This is a genomic window from Thalassospira marina, from assembly GCF_002844375.1.
GTDB classification, from domain to species: domain Bacteria; phylum Pseudomonadota; class Alphaproteobacteria; order Rhodospirillales; family Thalassospiraceae; genus Thalassospira; species Thalassospira marina.
In genome coordinates this window covers 3199058-3216602 of the sequence record NZ_CP024199.1, presented here as the reverse complement: position 1 = coordinate 3216602, position 17545 = coordinate 3199058, and the positions used below count along the sequence as shown (strand labels likewise).

The 17545-nt window shown below is 55.9% G+C and carries 14 protein-coding genes; 5 read left to right on the top strand and 9 right to left on the bottom strand.

Translation table 11 applies throughout. The features are described 5' to 3' along the window. Positions 1–16 precede the first annotated feature (16 nt). Positions 17–1036, top strand: coding sequence for a TRAP transporter substrate-binding protein (locus CSC3H3_RS14675; protein WP_101264805.1), 1020 nt, complete (start codon positions 17–19; stop codon positions 1034–1036). A 96-nt stretch (positions 1037–1132) separates the two neighbouring features. Here the strand turns inward: CSC3H3_RS14675 and CSC3H3_RS14670 are convergent, their stop codons facing one another. Continuing rightward, positions 1133–2032 carry a LysR family transcriptional regulator gene (locus CSC3H3_RS14670; RefSeq protein WP_165791783.1) on the bottom strand — a complete coding sequence of 300 codons (900 nt, stop codon included), beginning with the start codon at positions 2030–2032 and terminating at the stop codon, positions 1133–1135. Between the two features lie 308 nt (positions 2033–2340). Between CSC3H3_RS14670 and mgrA the strand changes: the two genes are divergently transcribed. After that, positions 2341–3387 carry an L-glyceraldehyde 3-phosphate reductase gene (gene mgrA / locus CSC3H3_RS14665; RefSeq protein WP_101285298.1) on the top strand — a complete coding sequence of 349 codons (1047 nt, stop codon included), beginning with the start codon at positions 2341–2343 and terminating at the stop codon, positions 3385–3387. Positions 3388–3493: 106 nt separating this feature from the next. Here mgrA and CSC3H3_RS14660 read toward each other — a convergent pair whose 3' ends face one another. After that, complete coding sequence (locus tag CSC3H3_RS14660; RefSeq protein ID WP_101285297.1) at positions 3494–4396, bottom strand: LysR family transcriptional regulator; 903 nt, start codon at positions 4394–4396, stop codon at positions 3494–3496. 135 nt (positions 4397–4531) lie between these two features. Between CSC3H3_RS14660 and CSC3H3_RS14655 the strand changes: the two genes are divergently transcribed. Beyond that, positions 4532–5611, top strand: a complete 1080-nt coding sequence (locus tag CSC3H3_RS14655) for a DMT family transporter (protein WP_101285296.1) — start codon at positions 4532–4534, stop codon at positions 5609–5611. A 118-nt stretch (positions 5612–5729) separates the two neighbouring features. Here the strand turns inward: CSC3H3_RS14655 and CSC3H3_RS14650 are convergent, their stop codons facing one another. The 5 genes from CSC3H3_RS14650 to CSC3H3_RS14630 form a co-directional block, all read right to left on the bottom strand. Further along, positions 5730–6359 (bottom strand): thermonuclease family protein, encoded by a 630-nt coding sequence (locus CSC3H3_RS14650; RefSeq protein WP_245881132.1) that lies wholly within the window; start codon positions 6357–6359, stop codon positions 5730–5732. A 91-nt stretch (positions 6360–6450) separates the two neighbouring features. Then, entirely contained in the window at positions 6451–6843 is a 393-nt protein-coding gene (locus CSC3H3_RS14645; RefSeq protein ID WP_101285295.1) for a hypothetical protein, read from the bottom strand. Between the two features lie 41 nt (positions 6844–6884). Continuing rightward, positions 6885–8954 (bottom strand): NAD-dependent DNA ligase LigA, encoded by a 2070-nt coding sequence (gene ligA / locus CSC3H3_RS14640; RefSeq protein WP_425444983.1) that lies wholly within the window; start codon positions 8952–8954, stop codon positions 6885–6887. A 316-nt stretch (positions 8955–9270) separates the two neighbouring features. Beyond that, the gene (recN, locus tag CSC3H3_RS14635) at positions 9271–10941 is read right to left on the bottom strand and encodes a DNA repair protein RecN (RefSeq protein WP_101285294.1); all 1671 of its coding nucleotides are present in this window, start codon (positions 10939–10941) and stop codon (positions 9271–9273) included. Positions 10942–11103: 162 nt separating this feature from the next. Further along, positions 11104–11928 carry an outer membrane protein assembly factor BamD gene (locus CSC3H3_RS14630; RefSeq protein ID WP_101285293.1) on the bottom strand — a complete coding sequence of 275 codons (825 nt, stop codon included), beginning with the start codon at positions 11926–11928 and terminating at the stop codon, positions 11104–11106. A 491-nt stretch (positions 11929–12419) separates the two neighbouring features. Between CSC3H3_RS14630 and CSC3H3_RS14625 the strand changes: the two genes are divergently transcribed. Then, positions 12420–12944: a TetR/AcrR family transcriptional regulator gene (locus CSC3H3_RS14625; protein WP_101286252.1), complete on the top strand. Its 525-nt coding sequence runs from the start codon at positions 12420–12422 to the stop codon at positions 12942–12944. After that, positions 12941–14116, top strand: a complete 1176-nt coding sequence (locus CSC3H3_RS14620) for an MFS transporter (RefSeq protein ID WP_101285292.1) — start codon at positions 12941–12943, stop codon at positions 14114–14116. Before CSC3H3_RS14625 ends, CSC3H3_RS14620 begins: the two co-directional genes overlap by 4 nt. A 132-nt stretch (positions 14117–14248) precedes the next feature. Here the strand turns inward: CSC3H3_RS14620 and lpxC are convergent, their stop codons facing one another. Next, on the bottom strand, positions 14249–15214 hold the full coding sequence (lpxC, locus tag CSC3H3_RS14615; RefSeq protein ID WP_101285291.1) for a UDP-3-O-acyl-N-acetylglucosamine deacetylase: 966 nt from the start codon (positions 15212–15214) through the stop codon (positions 14249–14251). Positions 15215–15520: 306 nt separating this feature from the next. Continuing rightward, positions 15521–17236 carry a cell division protein FtsZ gene (gene ftsZ / locus CSC3H3_RS14610; protein WP_101264794.1) on the bottom strand — a complete coding sequence of 572 codons (1716 nt, stop codon included), beginning with the start codon at positions 17234–17236 and terminating at the stop codon, positions 15521–15523. Between the last annotated feature and the right edge of the window lie 309 nt (positions 17237–17545).

The window sequence follows — 17545 nt, the reverse complement described above, 5'->3', positions numbered from 1 at the left end:
ACAGTGGAGAAAACAGATGAAATATACCGGGAAACTGCGTTTGACGCTGGCTGGTATTCTGATGGCCGGGGTTGCCCTTGGTGCATCGATTGCCAATGCTGCCCCGATCAAAATCGTGATGTCCGATGATTCGGCCAAAGTCAGCCTGAAGGGCCAGACCTTTGAAAAATTCGCCGAAGAAGTCAAAAAACGCCTGGGTGACAAGGTCGAGATTGAACTGCACCATTCCAGCACCCTGTTTGACCAGAGCGACCAGGTCCAGGGCCTTCAGCTTGGTGCGGTTAACTTCATTGCACCGACAACCGGCACCTATGCCACCCTTGCCAAGGGCATGAATGCATTTAACCTGCCGTTTCTTCTCGATACGCCGGAAAAATTCTCGGCCGCGATGAAGGACGAAACGGTTCGCAGCATTTTTGTGCCGCAGCTGCGCTCGAAAAACATTGAACCGGTTGCTTTCTGGATCAATGGCCCGCGTGTTCTGGGTTATACCGGCTCCAAGGATGTGCTGACCCCGGCGGATATTGCCGGCATGAAAATCCGTGTTCAGTCTGCCCCGGTATATGTCAAAACCTTTGAAGCGGTTGATGCCAACCCGGTTAGCGTGAATTGGGGTGAAGCCCCGACCGCCCTTCAGACCGGTGTTATCGACGGTGCCGAAGTTACCCCGAATGCCTGGAAGGGTTCAGGCATGTATGAAATGATCAATCATCTGACCCTGACCAACCACATGTATTCCTACTACATGGTTGGAACCAGCAAGAACTGGTGGGATGGCCTGCCCGATGATGTCCGTTCCGGTATTGCCGATGCGCTGAAAGCCGCAACCGACTGGAACATCGAAAACGGCCTTAAGATGAACAATGACGATGTTGAAGCCATCCGTCAGAGCGGCGTTAAAATTCACACCCTGAATGATGAACAGCACGCCGCCTGGGTCGCCAAGATGAAGCCGGTCTGGAAAGAACTGGGTGAACCGCTGGTCGGTGCCGAGGTCATGACCCGTCTGAAAGAAATTGCAGGCGCAGCCGAATAACCGGTTCGTCAGCCGGTCAGCCTTGTCTGACATGCAGGATATTTTTACGCAGCGACCCGGTATAGCCGGGTCGTTTTGCGTTTGGGGATGTCGGCCTTAATCCGCTTTGCCTGCCGAATTGAAGAAATCCTGCACGATGGTCAGATATTGGTGGGCAACACGGGAAAGCGGCGTGGTCTTGTTGAAAATGGCGCAGGCCTCGACCTCGATATTCATGAAGGTCGGTACAGCGACCAGGTCGGGATAATGGTTATCGGAAAGCAGCGACGTATCAAGGATTCCAATACCAATCCCCGAATTGATCAGGTCATAGGCCTGCAGCGTGCCGGTTTCGACCTTGGGCGAAACGGGAATATCATGCTGGCGCAGCGCACGGTTTAGCGCATTGCGCAAATAGGTGCCTGACCGGTTTAAAATCAGATCTTCGTTTAAAAGGTCCGATGGTTCGACATGGGATTTTTGCGCCAGCCTGTGATCGGCGCGCACCACGCATTCGAATTTGATTTTCTTGAGCGGGATATATTCTAGCGTCGAATTTTCCCGCGCCCCATAAACAAAGCCAACATCAAAGGCCCCCATGCGGATGCTGTTGACCACCTGGGATGATTGTCCGGAATGGATGGAAATGGTGGCCTTGGGGAAATGTTCGCACAGGATTTTAATCGTTGGGGCGACAAAGTGCTGCGACATGGATGGCAGGGACTGCACCGATAGAAATGCTGAATCCCCCTCGGCAATATTGGCGATTTTGGTTTGCACATGGTCCAGATGCTGAAACATCCGGTCAACTTCGGGCAGCAGCTTGATTGCTTCGGGCGTGGGCGACAGGCCAAAGGCACTGCGTTCAAACAGGATCAGCCCCAGTGAATCCTCCAGCCGTTTCAAAAGACCGCTGGCGGTGGGCTGGGAAATGTTCAGTTCGACCGACGATTTGCTGATCGACCCGGTCAGCATGATCGATCGAAACAGTTCCAGTCCGCGGATGCTCGCTTTCATCTGTTTTTCTATCCTGCTGTTGTGCCCGTCTGTCTGCTTTGTTTCCCTGTATACACCCAATAAACGCTTTGTTCGAAGAACCAATCGGCAAAATGCTTTTGTTGCCGCCATGGCTGTGTGGATGAATGTGGGGACGGGTTAAGTGGCGCATGGTTGCCTGCCTGAATTTTTGATTGTTCGTGATTGGTTATGTTCGGGTTTTTGCAATTCGCACCTGACAGGGCGAGGGGAAATAACGTATTCTCTCGCGCATTGGATCGATTCAAATTTTGGGAAAACCCAAAACAAAAATAATCAGGAGGAAGACCATGTCATCGGACTGGATGCCCGACGCATCGCGTTACGAACAGATGACCTATCGCCGCAGTGGCCATAGCGGCCTTCAATTACCGCAAATTACCCTTGGTCTTTGGCACAATTTTGGTGGCGTTGACGTTTACGAAACCCAGCGTGCCATGATCCGCCGTGCCTTTGATCGCGGTGTTACCCATTTTGACCTTGCCAATAACTATGGCCCGCCGCCCGGTTCGGCCGAAGAAAACTTTGGCCGCATCCTTGATCAGGATTTGCGCGCCCATCGTGATGAATTGATCATTTCGACCAAGGCGGGCTATCGCATGTGGCCTGGTCCCTATGGCGAATGGGGATCACGCAAATATCTTATTTCCAGCCTGGATCAGAGCCTGAAACGTATGGGGCTGGATTATGTTGACATTTTCTATTCGCACCGTGTGGACCCGGACACGCCGCTTTATGAAACCATGAGCGCGCTTGACCAGGTTGTTCGCCAGGGCAAGGCGCTTTATGTCGGTATTTCGTCCTATTCGGCGGAAATGACCCGCAAGGCACAGGAAATTCTGACGGAACTGGGCACGCCTTGCGTGATCCATCAGCCCAGCTATTCGATGCTGAACCGCTGGGTCGAGGAAGAAGGCCTGCTTGATACCCTGACTGAACTGGGTATTGGCTGCATTGCCTTTTCGCCGATGGCGCAGGGCCTTCTGACCAATAAATACCTTAATGGTGTGCCCGATAATTCGCGCGCAGCAGAAGGTGGTTCGTTCCAGTCTTCGATGCTGACTGAAGAAAACATCAATCGCGTTAAAGCCCTTAACGAGATTGCCCAGCGTCGCGGCCAGTCACTGGCGCAGATGGCGATTGCCTGGGTGCTGCGTCGCCCGGAAATTACATCCGCCCTGATTGGTGCGCGCCATGTTGCGCAGCTTGATAACAGCCTTGATGCCCTGAACAATCTTGAATTCAGCACCGAAGAACTGGTGGAAATTGACAAATACGCCACCGATGGCGGCCTGAATTTGTGGAAACGTTCATCTGATTCATCAGCCGACGCCTGATTGCACCAGATGATCCGTTTGGGGATCTGAATAAAAACCGGCATTCTCCGTGAATGCCGGTTTTGTTTTGCAAGGATGTCGGCACAAACGCCTGACTGGCAGGGGCTTAGTCGCCCATTGGTACGGTGCCAGCCAGTTCACGCAGGGTATCAATCACCGCCTTTGTCCCGGCACTTAGCGGGCGGTCCTGCAACCAGGACAGCATGACGGTACGCGCCATGCCAGGCTGGGTAATGCGCCGTGCCTTTAGCCGCCCGGTGGAAAGTTCGGCCACCAGGGAGGACCGTGGTAAAACCGTATGCCCCAAACCGCGATGGACCAGGTCAACCAGCACACGCAGGGCATCGGCTTCGACCACAGGCATCAGCGGGCGTCCGGCACGAAAGGCGGCTTCCTGCATTTTGGCGCGCAGGCCATGTTTGGGCGTTGGCATGATCAGGGGCAGGCGCACCACATCTTCAAAGGCAATTGCGGTGGCATTTTCAGGCACCAAGGATGGATGCGAAATCAAAAACAGGTCTTCGCGCCATAGGGGTTCGGAATGCAGGCTGCGCGATATCATGCCATCATGAAGTGCACCAACATCCAGCCGCCCCGAAAGCAGCCCTTCCTGAATATCGCCAGTTAAATCTTCGGCGATGGACAGGCTAAGCTCCGGGTAGCGGTCGCGCACGGCTTCCACCAGCGCGCCGGTTATGACAATGCCGGCACTGGGGGGCAGGCCAATATTGACATGGCCGGTCACGTGATCGCGCCGTTCGCTAAGATCGGCTTCCAGCCGGGCAAGGTCGCCCAAAATGACACGCGCCCGTTCGGCCAGAATACGGCCTGCTTCGGTCAGTTTCACGCCGCGTCCGGTACGTTCCAGAAGCTGGGTATTCAGGTTTTCTTCCAGCAGGTTAAGCTGGCGGCTTAGTGCGGGTTGCGACAGGTTTAACCGGTCGGCCGCGCGCGACAGGCTTCCCAGTTCGGCAATGTGAATAAAACTGCGAAGCTGTTTGATATCCATGATGGCGGCTTTTGATCGTGGTTGATGCGGGTTTGCTTATGTTATCAGCAAAGCTGATAGCTGGTAATATTTTATTCGAATTGAATAATGTCTGTGGCGGCGTAGGATATGGGGATAGAGAGATCGGAGTTCCCAATGCCCCCCAGTTCATCAACATTGACTGGCAATGCGCCAGCCAATGATGCCACCCCGTCGCCAGATGATGCGACATCTGCACATGCCGCGAGTGCGGCCAATTCGGCCGATACAGCAAAAACTGCGGCCGCCGAGGCAGCCCAGGCCAAAACGGCACGTTCTGCACTGATTTTGGTGCTGCTTGCCACTTGCGCGCTGGCGATGAAGGGGCTTTTGGCGAAGTTTGTTTATGCAACCGGCATGACGGTGGATGGGCTTTTGCTGTTGCGGTTTTTAATCGCGATGCCGTTTTTCTGGTTTGGCGTGTGGATGTTTGGCAAAAACCGCCCCGGTGAACGGGCCATGCGACCGGCAGACATGATCTGGGGTGGGGCATTTGGTGGGCTGTTTTTTGCCGCCTCGCTGTGCGATTTTACCGCCGTTTCCATCATTGATGTCACGGTATCGCGCATCGTGCTGTTCAGCTTCCCCGCCATTGTCATGATCTTGGAAGCAGTGCATCGCTGGCGCCTGCCGCCGCCCCGGCAGATCATATGTTTTCTGATCACCTATTGCGGGTTGATTTTGGTGGTGGCCCCCAATGGGGTATCGCTGGTGTCAGACCATGTCTGGCAGGGGGTGTTTTGGGCATTTTCGTCGGCGCTGACCTATGCCTGCTACCTTTATTTCAGCCAGCGCAAAATCAATGTCATTGGTTCCATGCATTTTTCTGCCCTGATCAATACAGTGGCCGGTATTGCCATGGTTCTTTATGAACTGGTTGTTGAAAAGCCGCTGCACCTTAATCTGGCAGGGGTGCTATGGACGACGGGCATTTCGATTTTCTGCACCGTGATCCCGTTTTTCCTGCTGTTCGAAGGTATCCGGCGTATCGGCGCGACCCAGGCCTCGTTAATTTCGCTTTCCGGCCCGGCGCTGACATTTTTTGCTGCCTGGCTGTTATTGGGCGAAACCCTAAGCCCCACACAAATGGCTGGTTTTGTTGTGGTTATTGTGGGCGTAGCCTCGCTTAAAAACAAAATGACCCTGGCCGGGCTTGGCCGACTGCTGGCGCGCCCCTTTCAGGGGCCTGCGGCCTAGGCTGGGCTGTGAATGATCGAAATAAAGACAAAAGGCTGGTGCGTGCTGCGCCAGCCTTTTTTACGTTCGGGCCTGATGGGAAACATTAATGGCAACCGTTCCACGCCATCCCAAACAGTCAGTAAATGCTGATTTTATGTTCCGGCAGGCGCTCGCCCCGCCGCCATTGAAGCGGGTCGATGAATTTGCCCGCCCATGCACCGCGGCGCGCGGCCTTGGCCGATTTTTCGGCAGCGGCATAAGTCGGCATTTCATCAGGGCGGGCAACGGCCCATCCCATTGCGACAAGCTGCTGGCCGATATCAACACCATTGGCATTGCGGCAAATGGCCATGTTGCGCTTATAGCGGTTGATGGCCTTGGTTTCACACCGAACCGGGGTCTTTGCGATCAGGTTGGTGATGGCCTGCCAGGCATCGGCACCACATGCGGTACTTTGTCCGCTAACAACGCATTTCTGAAAACGTTCCAAGCTGTCGGCGCCATACAGGTCAACCCGCTTGAAGCCGTATTCCAGCGTATCGCCATCAACCGCGCGGGGCTTGCCCGATAGTGGTTCAAACCAGTTATCGGCCTGTGCCGGTGTTACCGGGCCTGCTGCGAATGCCATAAAGGCAGCGAGCACCCCTAGTGCCAAATTACGCCATGGGCTGGACACGACGTGGCCCTGTGCTGTTCCCATCACCGCAGTAACAGGCCGGGCAGCGGTTGTTGTGGGTAATGGCGGCTGGGCAAGGGGTTGGGTCATGGATATTTCCCTTGGCAAGGCGATGGCAGGCCGGGTGGGTGCTGTACGCAGACTTCGACCGGCGATGGCACGGACGACACCGGACTTTATACTAATATAGGTCGCTATATCGAATTTCGCCGAGCTGGGCGAAAACAATTTTCCAGTCCTGCTCGACGCGCATCAGGGCAAAGGCATAATCGCAATCAAAGATCAGGTCGTTTGTCTCGTTCCCGAACCGGAAGGAAACAACTGCGCGCGCACCACCGGGCAGGGCGGATTGCTGTTCGGTTAGCATCGCCTTGCAAATGGCAAGGCGCGCCTTGGTCAGTTCGGCAATGAAGGGGGCGTGATAGGTGGCCAGATCATCATGGGATGAAATGGCATGCACGCCGCCCAAATCGTTGATCAGGCCGGGAATATGGAAAAACGGTGCCAGCGCATCCCCAGACAGTTTCAAATGGGCATCGCCATAGCGGTGAAAAAAACTGGTCAGGTCTTCCATGGTTATTTCCTTTAATCCGCAATCGATGCCCGTAAAGATTGTTATGTGGCGATCAGGTCCAGCCAGCCCTGTTCATCCAGAACAGTGACCCCGGCTTCCTCTGCCTTCTTTAGTTTGGAACCCGCACCCGGTCCTGCAACCAGATAATCGGTTTTTGCTGAAACCGACCCGGCAACTTTTGCGCCCAGGCTTTCCGCCTTGGCCTTGGCCTCGTTGCGTGAAAACAGTTCCAGCTTGCCGGTAAAGACCACGGTTTTACCGCTGACCGGGCTATCGACATTGGCCGGGGCCTCGACATCGGTGATGGTCAGCAGGGATTGCAGGTCATCGAGAACCTCACGGTTATGGCTTTCGGCGGCAAATTCCAGCAGGTCGTGGGCAACGCCGGGGCCGATCTGGTCAATATTGATCAGATCGCGCAGCGCATCGCTGTCGGCCTGCTGGGCATCGACCATGGCCTGGCGCCAGGCGGCGACGTTGCCATAATGGCGGGCCAGCAATTTTGCCGTGGCCTGGCCGATCTGGCGGATGCCAAGGGCGTAAATGAAACGATCCAGCCCGATGCTGCGGCGTTCATTGATGCTGGCAAACAGGTTTTCGGCCGATTTCGGGCCCCAGCCTTCCAGTTTGCGCAGTTCATCGCCGTGATCATTTTCCAGACGGAAAATATCGCCCGGCTGCTTGACCCAGCCCAATTCATGGAAGGCTTCGATATGTTTGCCGCCCATGCCTTCGATATCAAAGGCATTGCGCGACACAAAATGTTTCAGCCGCTCGACAGCCTGTGCCGGGCAGATCAGTCCGCCGCTGCACCGAGTGACAACCTCGCCTTCTTCGCGCATGGCGTGGCTGCCGCATTTGGGGCAGGTATCGGGGAAGTGGAATTCAACACTGTCGTTGGGCCGTTCTTCCGGCACGTAACCCAAAATCTGCGGAATAACGTCACCCGCGCGCTGCACCGTTACAAGGTCACCAATGCGGACACCCAGGCGTTCAATTTCGTCGCGGTTATGCAGGGTGGCGCGCGATACCACAACACCACCAACCGTTACTGGTTCCAGATGCGCAACCGGGGTTAGCGCGCCCGTGCGGCCGACCTGGATTTCAATGGTATTTAACCGGGTTTTTGCCTTTTCCGCCGGGAATTTATGGGCAATGGCCCAGCGCGGCGAACGGCTGACAAAGCCAAGGCGCAGTTGCAGTTCAAAATCGTTGATTTTGTAAACGATGCCATCAATGTCGTAATCAAGCTCGGCGCGCTGGTTGCTCAGTTCTTCGTAGAACGCCATGATTTCATCGGCATTATGTAGCATGCGGGTATAGGGATTGGTGACAAAGCCCCAGCCCTTGATCTTTTCAATGAAATTCCAGTGCGTTTCAGCCAGGCTTTCGGACAGTTCGCCAAAGCTGTAGGCAAAAAAGCGCAATGGCCGCTTGGCACTAACCGACGGGTCCAACTGGCGCAGCGAACCGGCCGCGGCATTGCGCGGGTTGGCAAATGTTTTGTTGCCGGCTTCGGCCTGTGTTTCGTTCAGCTTCTGGAAATCGGACCGTGACATGTAAACTTCGCCGCGAATTTCCACCACGGCCTCTGGTGCATCATCGGGCAGGGTGCGGGGAATATCGTCAATATGGGCGACGTTGGCGGTCACATCTTCGCCTTCGGTGCCATCACCGCGTGTTGCAGCACTTACCAATGTGCGGTTTTCATAACGCAGCGACAGCGACAGGCCATCAATTTTCGGTTCGCCAACCAGTTCAACCGGGCTATGCGCCGTTAGGTTCAAAAAGCGGCGGATACGGGCAAGAAAATCGACGATATCTTCGCGCGAAAACGCATTGGCAAGGGACAGCATCGGCCGCGCATGGCGCACTTTGGCAAAGCCTTCGGCGGGGGATGCGCCCACTTCCTGCGTCGGGCTGTTTTTCTTGAGCGTCGGATAACGGCTTTCAAGTTCGATCAGGCGGCCAAACAGTGCGTCATATTCCGCATCAGGCACCAGCGGTTCGTCATTGACGTAATAGGCGGTATTGAAGCTGCGGATTTTTTCGGCGATTTCCGCGTGCTGGCGTGTGGCGTCACTGCGGCTTTCGGGCATTGGCGGGACAATGCCATCGCTGGCCGGGGCCGGTGCTGGTTCGACCAGTGCTGCGGCTTCGGCTTCAATATCGGTAACCGGGGTTTCGCTCGCGGTTTCAGACGCTGTTTTATCGGCGCTCATGTCGTTTTGTTTTCCGTTCCAGATTGCGGGCCGTTGGTTCGGGTCTTTTAAAATACGGTGCCGTTGCTGGCGAGGATTAGTTTCCCCACCCGCCATCTTCCTGACAGGGGCTGGCAGGTTGGAATGGTTAATCATGCCAACCTGTAATGCGGGCAAATTCAACCCTGCTGCAAGGGCGGGTCAGTTGCCCGCAGCCATCGTTTCGTCAGGCAGGCAGGCCCAGCAGGCTGTCGGCGGCGGCGCGTGCCTCGGCGGTGATGGAATGCCCTGCCAGCATGCGGGCGATTTCCTCGCGCCGTGCATCCTGCACCAGTTCGTTTACCCGTGTCACCATGGCCCCGGCATCTTCGCGTTTGGCGATGTTAAGGTGGGTTCTGCCACGTGCAGCCACCTGCGGGCTGTGCGTAATGACCAAAATTTGCCGTTCCTGTGCCAGCAGATGCAGGCGTTCGCCAATGGCAGCTGCTGTGGCACCACCAACACCGCTGTCAACTTCGTCAAATACCAGGCTGGGTACAGCCGATACACGGGCCAGAACCACCTTCAGGGCCAGCAGAAAGCGCGAAAGTTCGCCGCCTGATGCGATTTTGTTCAGCGGCCCGGCGGGGCTTCCGGGGTTGGTGGAAACGGTGAATTGCACACGGTCCAGCCCGTCTGGCCCCCATTCGTTTTCTTCAAGGGCGATGATTTCGGTAATGAAGCGGGCCTTGTCCATGCGCAGCGGCGGCAATTCGGCATTAATGGCGCCATCCATTTTGGCTGCGGCTTTTTTGCGCGCTTCATGCAGTTTTTCGGCAGACTCGATAAAGGATTGGCGGTATTTCGCCCCGGCTTCCTTCAGGCGTTCCAGTTCCTGTTCACCAAATTCAAGCTGTTCGATCTGGCGGCGGAAATCCTTCATCAGGTTATGAAGGCCATCGGCGGGAACATTATATTTGCGTGCGGCTGCGCGCAGGGCAAATAAACGTTCTTCAACATTTTCCTGATGCCCTGAGTCAAGGTTCAAATCGGCCTGTGCTGCCGAAATGGCGCGCATGGCTTCTTCAAGTTCGATGGCGGCACGGTCCAGTGCCTCGATGATCGGTTCAAACCGGCCATCGGCCTTTTCAAGCTCGCGCTCAAGGTGGCGCTGGGCCGAACGGATAGCACTTTCCGCCCCCTTGCCGCGCGACAGGTCATTTTCGGCGTCGCCCAGGGCGGCAACCAGCTTTTCGCCATGCATCAGGAACTGGCGTTCCTCGGCAAGCTGTTCTTCTTCGCCTTCCACGGGGGCCAGCTTGTCAAGCTCGTCTACCGCATGGCGCAGCCATTCTTCTTCTTCGCGGGCTTTGGTGATGCGGGCCTGCGCACTTGCCAGTTCTTTTTGGGTTTCACGCCAGTTGCGCCAGTGATCCCGCACCTTCAGGGCGGCCTGGGTCAGGTTGCCGTGGGCATCCAGGGTGGCGCGGTGCGTTGTCGGGTCCAACAGGCCGTGCTGGTCAAACTGGCCCTGAATTTCGACACAGTAATTGCCGACATCGCGCAAAATGCCAATGGATACCGACTGATCATTGATATAGGCGCGTGACCGGCCATCGGCGGTGACAACGCGGCGTACAACCAGTTCGTCATCCTCGATGTCGATATCCTGTTCATGCAACAGGCCAAAGACCGGGTGACCGGCAGGAAGCTGGAAGGTGGCGGTAACGCTGGCCTTGTCATTGCCATGGCGGACCAGGCCGCTATCGGCGCGCGCACCAAGTGCCAGACCCAATGAATCAAGCAGGATGGATTTACCGGCACCGGTTTCCCCGGTCAGAACACTAAGTCCTTCGTGGAAATCCAGGTCCAGTTTATCGATCAGGACAACATTGCGAATGCTGAGGCGTCGAAGCATGTTGGCATACTGGCGTTGTTACAGATAGACGCAGAACAGGACGGGAACATAGCGTCGATTGCAGAGTGCCGAAACATTGTCGTGCTTGCAAGCCCTGCGCACAAATTATGTGCGTAGGGCGTTAAAATCTGGCTGTTTTCGTCGCTAAAGGCGCTTGGGCAATCAGAACAGGTTGGAAAGGGCGCTGGTTGTGGAATCCCACCAGCTTTCGTCTTCGTTGTTTTCCGTCTGCTTGTCGAGCACAAGGTCATAGGAATCCTTGTACCATTCGCTGCCCGGGAAGTTATAGCCAAGGACCGATGCGGTCTTTTTGGCTTCGCCTGTCAGGCCCAGCGCGAGGTAGCATTCCGTCAGGCGCGACAGCGCCTCGGGAACATGCGTTGTGGTCTGGTAATCGGTGATTACCTTTTTAAACCGGTTGATTGCCGGCAAAAAGTCGCCCCGATCCTGGTAATAGCGGCCAACGCTCATTTCCTTGCCGGCCATATGGTCAACCGTCAGGTCTTTTTTCAGCTTGGCATCGCGGGCATATTTGCTGTCGGGGAAACGGCGGATAACGTCATCAAGGCTTTGCATTGCCTTTTCGGTCATCTGCTGGTCACGCCGCACATCGGAAATCTGTTCGTAATAGCTGAGTGCCTTGAGGTAATAGGCATAGGCGGCATCAGCATTGGCAGGGTGCAACGAAATAAAACGATCCAGCGCGCTGATCGCGTCGTCATATTTGTTGTCCTGGTAATAGGAATAGGCCGACATCAGCGTCGCCTTGGTCGCCCAGACCGAATAGGGGTGCTGGCGTTCCACCTCGTCAAAGGCTTTGGCAGCTTTCTGGTATTCTTTCTGGTCCAGCAGATCCTGGGCAGTGTTGTAAAGCTCCGCAACCGGTCTTTCGACATATTCCGGTTCTTTGGTGCTTGAACACGCAGCCAGCATAAGAGCAAGGCCGCAAACGGCAATCAGATGTTTCGCGTGAGCCGAACGAGGCAAGGTTGGAATCCTTAATTCTGTCTGCGGTCGTACTGAAACCCATCGGATTTCGCTGGTGTGGGGCGGACTATATCACGCCAATACCGCCTGTGGGCAAGTGGTTGAATCAATGAAAATGGCTTTTTCGACGCTTTTCCCCAAAACAGCCCGCAAATCTACGCATCCGGCGTGGTAATTCGCCCTCAAAAATCGAGTGTTTTCCGGTGCGGATAGCCGCGGCTGGCTTTGTGATCTTGGCTGTGTGCCGTAACGGTTCCGATCACTGTAAATGGTTGCAAATATCACCCCAACCCGGTGGTGCGGAGTTTCCAATCAGGATGGGGCCGTTGGCGCGCCTTGCCAATTTCGCGCTGTTAATCGGTTGGGATGCTGTGGGGGCTGGGATCAGGATCGGCGGGCGAATCGTCATGCCCTGTGTGGGCACCAGATGAAGGAGGGGCCAGAACGCCGGGTTGGTTGACAAGTGTAAAACGATCGTTTTACACTTGGATATGGATAACAGATCGAAAATTATTTCTGCAGCAGAAAAGCTGTTTGATACGCACGGTTTTATGGCTACGGGCATGGACCGGTTAACCGCGGCTGCCGACATGTCGAGCCGGACTTTATATAAACATGCCGGTAGCAAGGCTGCGCTGATGGCCGCCGTTCTTGCCGCGCGCGAACAGCGGTTTATGGAATATGCAAGCGTTGATAGCGTCGATGCACTGTTTGCTGCCCTGCATGACTGGCTTGAAACGGAAGGTAGCCGGGGGTGCCTGTTTTTGCGGGCATTGGGTGAAACCGGCGGGGATGTTCCCGAAATTGCGGCGGTGGTTGCTGCGCATAAGGAACGCTTTGGCGAACGGGTGCGCGCTATCGTTGCGCAGGATCTGGGCCATGACGATGCAAACCTTGCAGATCAGATTCTGGTTTTATTTGAAGGGGCGACGGCAACAGCCGTTTATCGTGGGTCAGATGCCGTGGTGGTGGCGCGTAGGGCCGCTGGTGCACTGATGGGGCTGGCACGGTCATGACACCCGCCTTCATGCTCGGCGCAACGGGTTTTGCGCTGATTGCCGTTTGTTACGGCTTTGCCCGTTTTGCCTTTGGCCTGTTTTTACCACAAATCGATGCCGACCTTTCCCTTTCCGCAAGTTTAAGCGGTTTGATTTCGGGTGGGTCATTTCTGGGTTATTGCATCGCCATTATCATATCGGCCTTTGCGACCGAAAAATTCGGGCCGCGCAGGGTGGCGATGGCGGCGGCCATTGTTGCCGCGCTGGGCATGGCGGGCATTGCCCTTGCGCCGTCGCCGGTTTGGCTGGCGGTATCAGTTTTACTGGCGGGTTCCAGCACCGGGCTGGCATCGCCGCCGATGGCCGCCGCCGTTGCCAAAATTATCCGTCCTGCCCGGCAAGGCGCGATGAACACTATTATCAATGCCGGGACCAGTGCCGGTGTTGTGCTGTCTGGTCCGGTTGCGCTGGCATTGGGCGGCGAATGGCGGTTTGCCTTTGCCGGTTTTGCCATATGCGCGCTGTTTCTGGTTTTTGCCGCGCTGGTGACCTTGCCGGGGCATGGTGATGGTGGCAATCATGCCTGTGAAAGCACCCCTGCTGATGCTTCCACCGACGGGGCCAGCGGCCTGCCACGGTTAAACGGCGATTTAATGCGGTTGATCGCTGCAACCTTCCTGACAGGGGCGGCCAGCACCGCGATCTGGTCCTTTGGCAGCAAGCTTGTGAAACTGCGCCTTGATTGGGGGCATAGTGGCGCGGGGATGCTGTGGATTGCCATTGGCGCGGCAGGCATTGCCGGGGCACTGGCGGGAACACTGGTTGCGCGCTTTGGGCTGGATCGCATTCACCGGCTGTTTCTGGCCGCAATTGCCTTGGGTATTGTGCTGGTTGGGGCCAGCTTTACCGTGCCGGTACTGGCTGTGGCAGGCGGGGTGCTGTTTGGTGCGGCCTATATCATGCTGACCGGGGTTTATCTGGTTTGGGGAATCCGGGCTTTGCCCGATCGCCCGGCAACCGGGCTTATGACCGGTTTTTTAACCCTTGCGGTGGGGCAAACAGCAGGGGCACCAATATTCGGGCTTCTGATGGATTATATCAGTGCCGATTGCGCGGTGCTGGTATTTGCCATTCTTGCGATGGTGGCCGGTGCCTTGCAGGCCGGAAAACGCAATTTTCAGCCTGCTTGAGGGCAGGCTGGTTGGGCAGGTTGTGCCCTGATATTAAGCCTTGGCCAGATCAGGCTGGCTTCTGCTCCAGGCAAAAAAAAGCAGGCGCTCCCTTATGGGAAGGCGCCTGCCAATCTGCCTGCATCATGGTCTTCAGGCGGAAACACGTACCGGTTCGCTGGCATTGAGCGCGGCGGTGCGCATCGGGACCAAACGCCATGCGCTGTCATCAGCAAACAGGGCTTTCAGCAGCATGTTATTCACCATATGGCCGGATTTATATGCCGTAACCTTGCCCTGCAACTGGCGGCCAGCGGCATAAAGGTCGCCCAGCGCATCCAGAATTTTGTGACGGACGAATTCGTTTTCGTAACGAAGGCCTTCTTCGTTCATCACCGAATCACCCGACAGCACCACAGCATTTTCCAGCGAACCGCCAAGGGCGAGGCCAGCATTGCGCATGGCTTCGACTTCGTGCAGGAAGCCAAAAGTACGGGCGCGGGCGATGGAATTAACAAATACCCCATCATCAAAGGTGACTGCCAGTCGCTGGTTGGCAATGGCCTTGCTGGCGAAATCGATTTCAAAATCGATATGGAAGCCTTCGGCAGGCTCTATTTTGGCGCGGCAACCGTTATGTTCGACTTCAACGGTTTTCAAAACCTCGACCACCATGCGCGGGGCATTCTGTTCTTCGATCCCGACACAATCGATCAGGAAGGTGAACGGGGCAGAGCTGCCATCCATGACCGGGACTTCATCGGCATCAATATCGATCAGGATATTGTCGATACGCTGACCGGCAAGGGCGGCCATCAGATGTTCGATCGTGCCAATCTTGATACCAGCTTCAAGGTCGCCAAGGCAGGTGCAAAGACGGGTATCGATGACTTCGTTGTAAAGGGCTGCGAAGGTCGGCTTGCCGGGCAAATCGACACGGCGGAAAACAACGCCATGATCAACCGGTGCCGGGTGCAGCGTGATCTGGATTTTCTGACCGGAATGCAGGCCGACACCGGCACAACCGATCGAGCTTTTCAGACTGCGCTGCGAAACGACAGACGAAACTGCGGCGCGCTGGTCATTAAAGGCGGTGCTGATATCGGCAATATTATTCACGGGGAACCCCCAGACAAATCAGGTTGTATTTCGGAAACTTTTGATCGGGCTGCGTGTTGGCCCGTTTGCTAGGATCACAAACTACAGACCAGACCGCAATGCGGCAAATCACTCTTTGTTACGCTTTGTAACGTTTAAAATTAAACGTGAAATCAATGATTTATCAGAAAAATTCGCAATGCAATATAGAAAATCGTTGCAGCGCAGCAATGCGGCGATTTTGCGTATTTTTACGGATGCCCCGGCGATCGGATACTAAAAAAGGGGAAGGTCGAAACCTTCCCCTTTTCGCGCGGAGAATCGTCGTCAGTTGGCCTGGCGACGAAGGAAAGCCGGAATTTCCAGAAGGTCGTCAGACGCCGAAGACGTTTTGACCCGGGAAGCTGGATCGGCTTTCAATTGGGGCCGTGCATCGTCACCAAGCGAGAGTTCGGTCTGGCGCGGTGTCGGTGCCTGTGCCTGCGGGGCAGCGGCCTGCTGGCGCGGGGCGGCATCGGCATCTGCCTGATGCTGGCTTTTGCCAAACAGGTTGCGAATGCCGCCAAAACGCGGACGGTTGTTATGGCCGCTATCGGCGGCATCATAAACGTCGGGTTCACCACGGGCCGGCGCATTGTCGGTCGGGCGTGCGGCACGCGGCGGAATGAACGGCATGTCGCCATTGTCATCGGCAACCTGCTGGCGCGGTACGCTGGGCTGTGGCTGCTGGGCACGCGGGGCCTGGCGCAGGGCCGGGTTCGGTTTCAGCACGGTCTGGCCCAGTTCGATCGAACCGGTCTGGGCGGCTTCACCTGCCGGGTTGGACAGGCCGGGCTGCTGGGCATTGCCGGTGGCGGCAAAACGTTCGGTCGGCATATCTTCAACCGAAGAACCGCCTGCATAATCGTCCTGGCCATTAAAGGCTGCTGCGGCTGCCGGTGCGTGTTCGGCAACGGCGGGCTGCTGCTGCGGGGCCTGGGCACCAAAACCTGCTGCCGGTTTTGCGGCAACCGGTTTGTCAGCGCGAGCATTGGTCAGCGGAATGGTGGTCGGTTTCGGGCGGCGGACTTCTTCTGCGTCGATGCCGGTTGCCACCACGGAAACGCGCAGACCACCCTCGATGCTCGGATCGAAGGTCGAACCGAAGATGATGTTGGCTTCGGGATCGACTTCTTCACGGATACGGTTGGCTGCTTCGTCAACTTCATACAGCGCCATGTCCATGCCGCCGGTGATGTTGATGAGAACGGCGCGCGCACCCTTCATCGATGCATCTTCAAGCAGCGGGTTGGCAATGGCTGCTTCGGCTGCTTCGAGCGCACGTTTTTCACCCGATGCTTCGCCGGTGCCCATCATGGCTTTGCCCATCTCGCTCATGACGGTGCGGATGTCGGCAAAGTCAAGGTTCACAAGACCCGGAACCATCATAAGGTCGGTAATGGACCGCACACCGTTGCGCAGAACATCGTCCGCCATCTGGAAGGCATCTGCGAAGGTGGTTTTTTCATTCGCGACCCGGAACAGGTTCTGGTTCGGAATGATGATCAGGGTATCAACATATTGCTGAAGCTGTTCAATGCCCTGTTCGGCAGTGCGCATGCGGCGCGTGCCTTCAAAATGGAACGGCTTGGTCACCACACCAACGGTCAGGATGCCGGCTTCCTTGGCTGCACGGGCAATAACCGGTGCGGCACCTGTGCCGGTACCACCGCCCATACCGGCGGTGATGAAAACCATGTGGCTGCCTTCAAGCTGGGCCTGGATTTCTTCAATCGATTCTTCGGCAGCGGCACTGCCGGCATCGGGCCGTGCGCCTGCACCCAGACCCTGTGTGATCTGGCGGCCAAGCTGCAGCTTGCGGCTGGACTTGCTTTGGCTCAGTGCCTGTGAATCGGTATTGGCAACGACAAAGTCGCAGCCTTCAAGTTCGGATGCGATCATATTGTTGACCGCGTTGCCACCGGCGCCACCGACGCCGATAACGGTAATCTTTGGTTTCAGGTTTTCTTCCGCTTCAGGTACGGAAAAATTGATTGTTGGCATGTTTGCTCTTCCTTCTCCGCGCTTAGGAGTCTGAATCCAAAAACGGCCTTCCCTTTGCCGAAATTAGACCCGTGCTGATCTTTTACAGGCGAAAGAGTTAGTGCGGTGTTAATGACATCGTTAACCGGCGAAAAATTTTCAATTTTTTTCACTGTTTTCGATTTTCGGCACTGTAGCACGGTCACGTCGGCGGCTTTTAAAGGTTTTTGACATTCCCTTTTTCATGTCAGCCATGCGAAAGGGCCGTAATTTGCGCGTGTTATATCGTTTGCTCGCAACCACAGTGGCGTAGTTTCCTTAACAAAACCT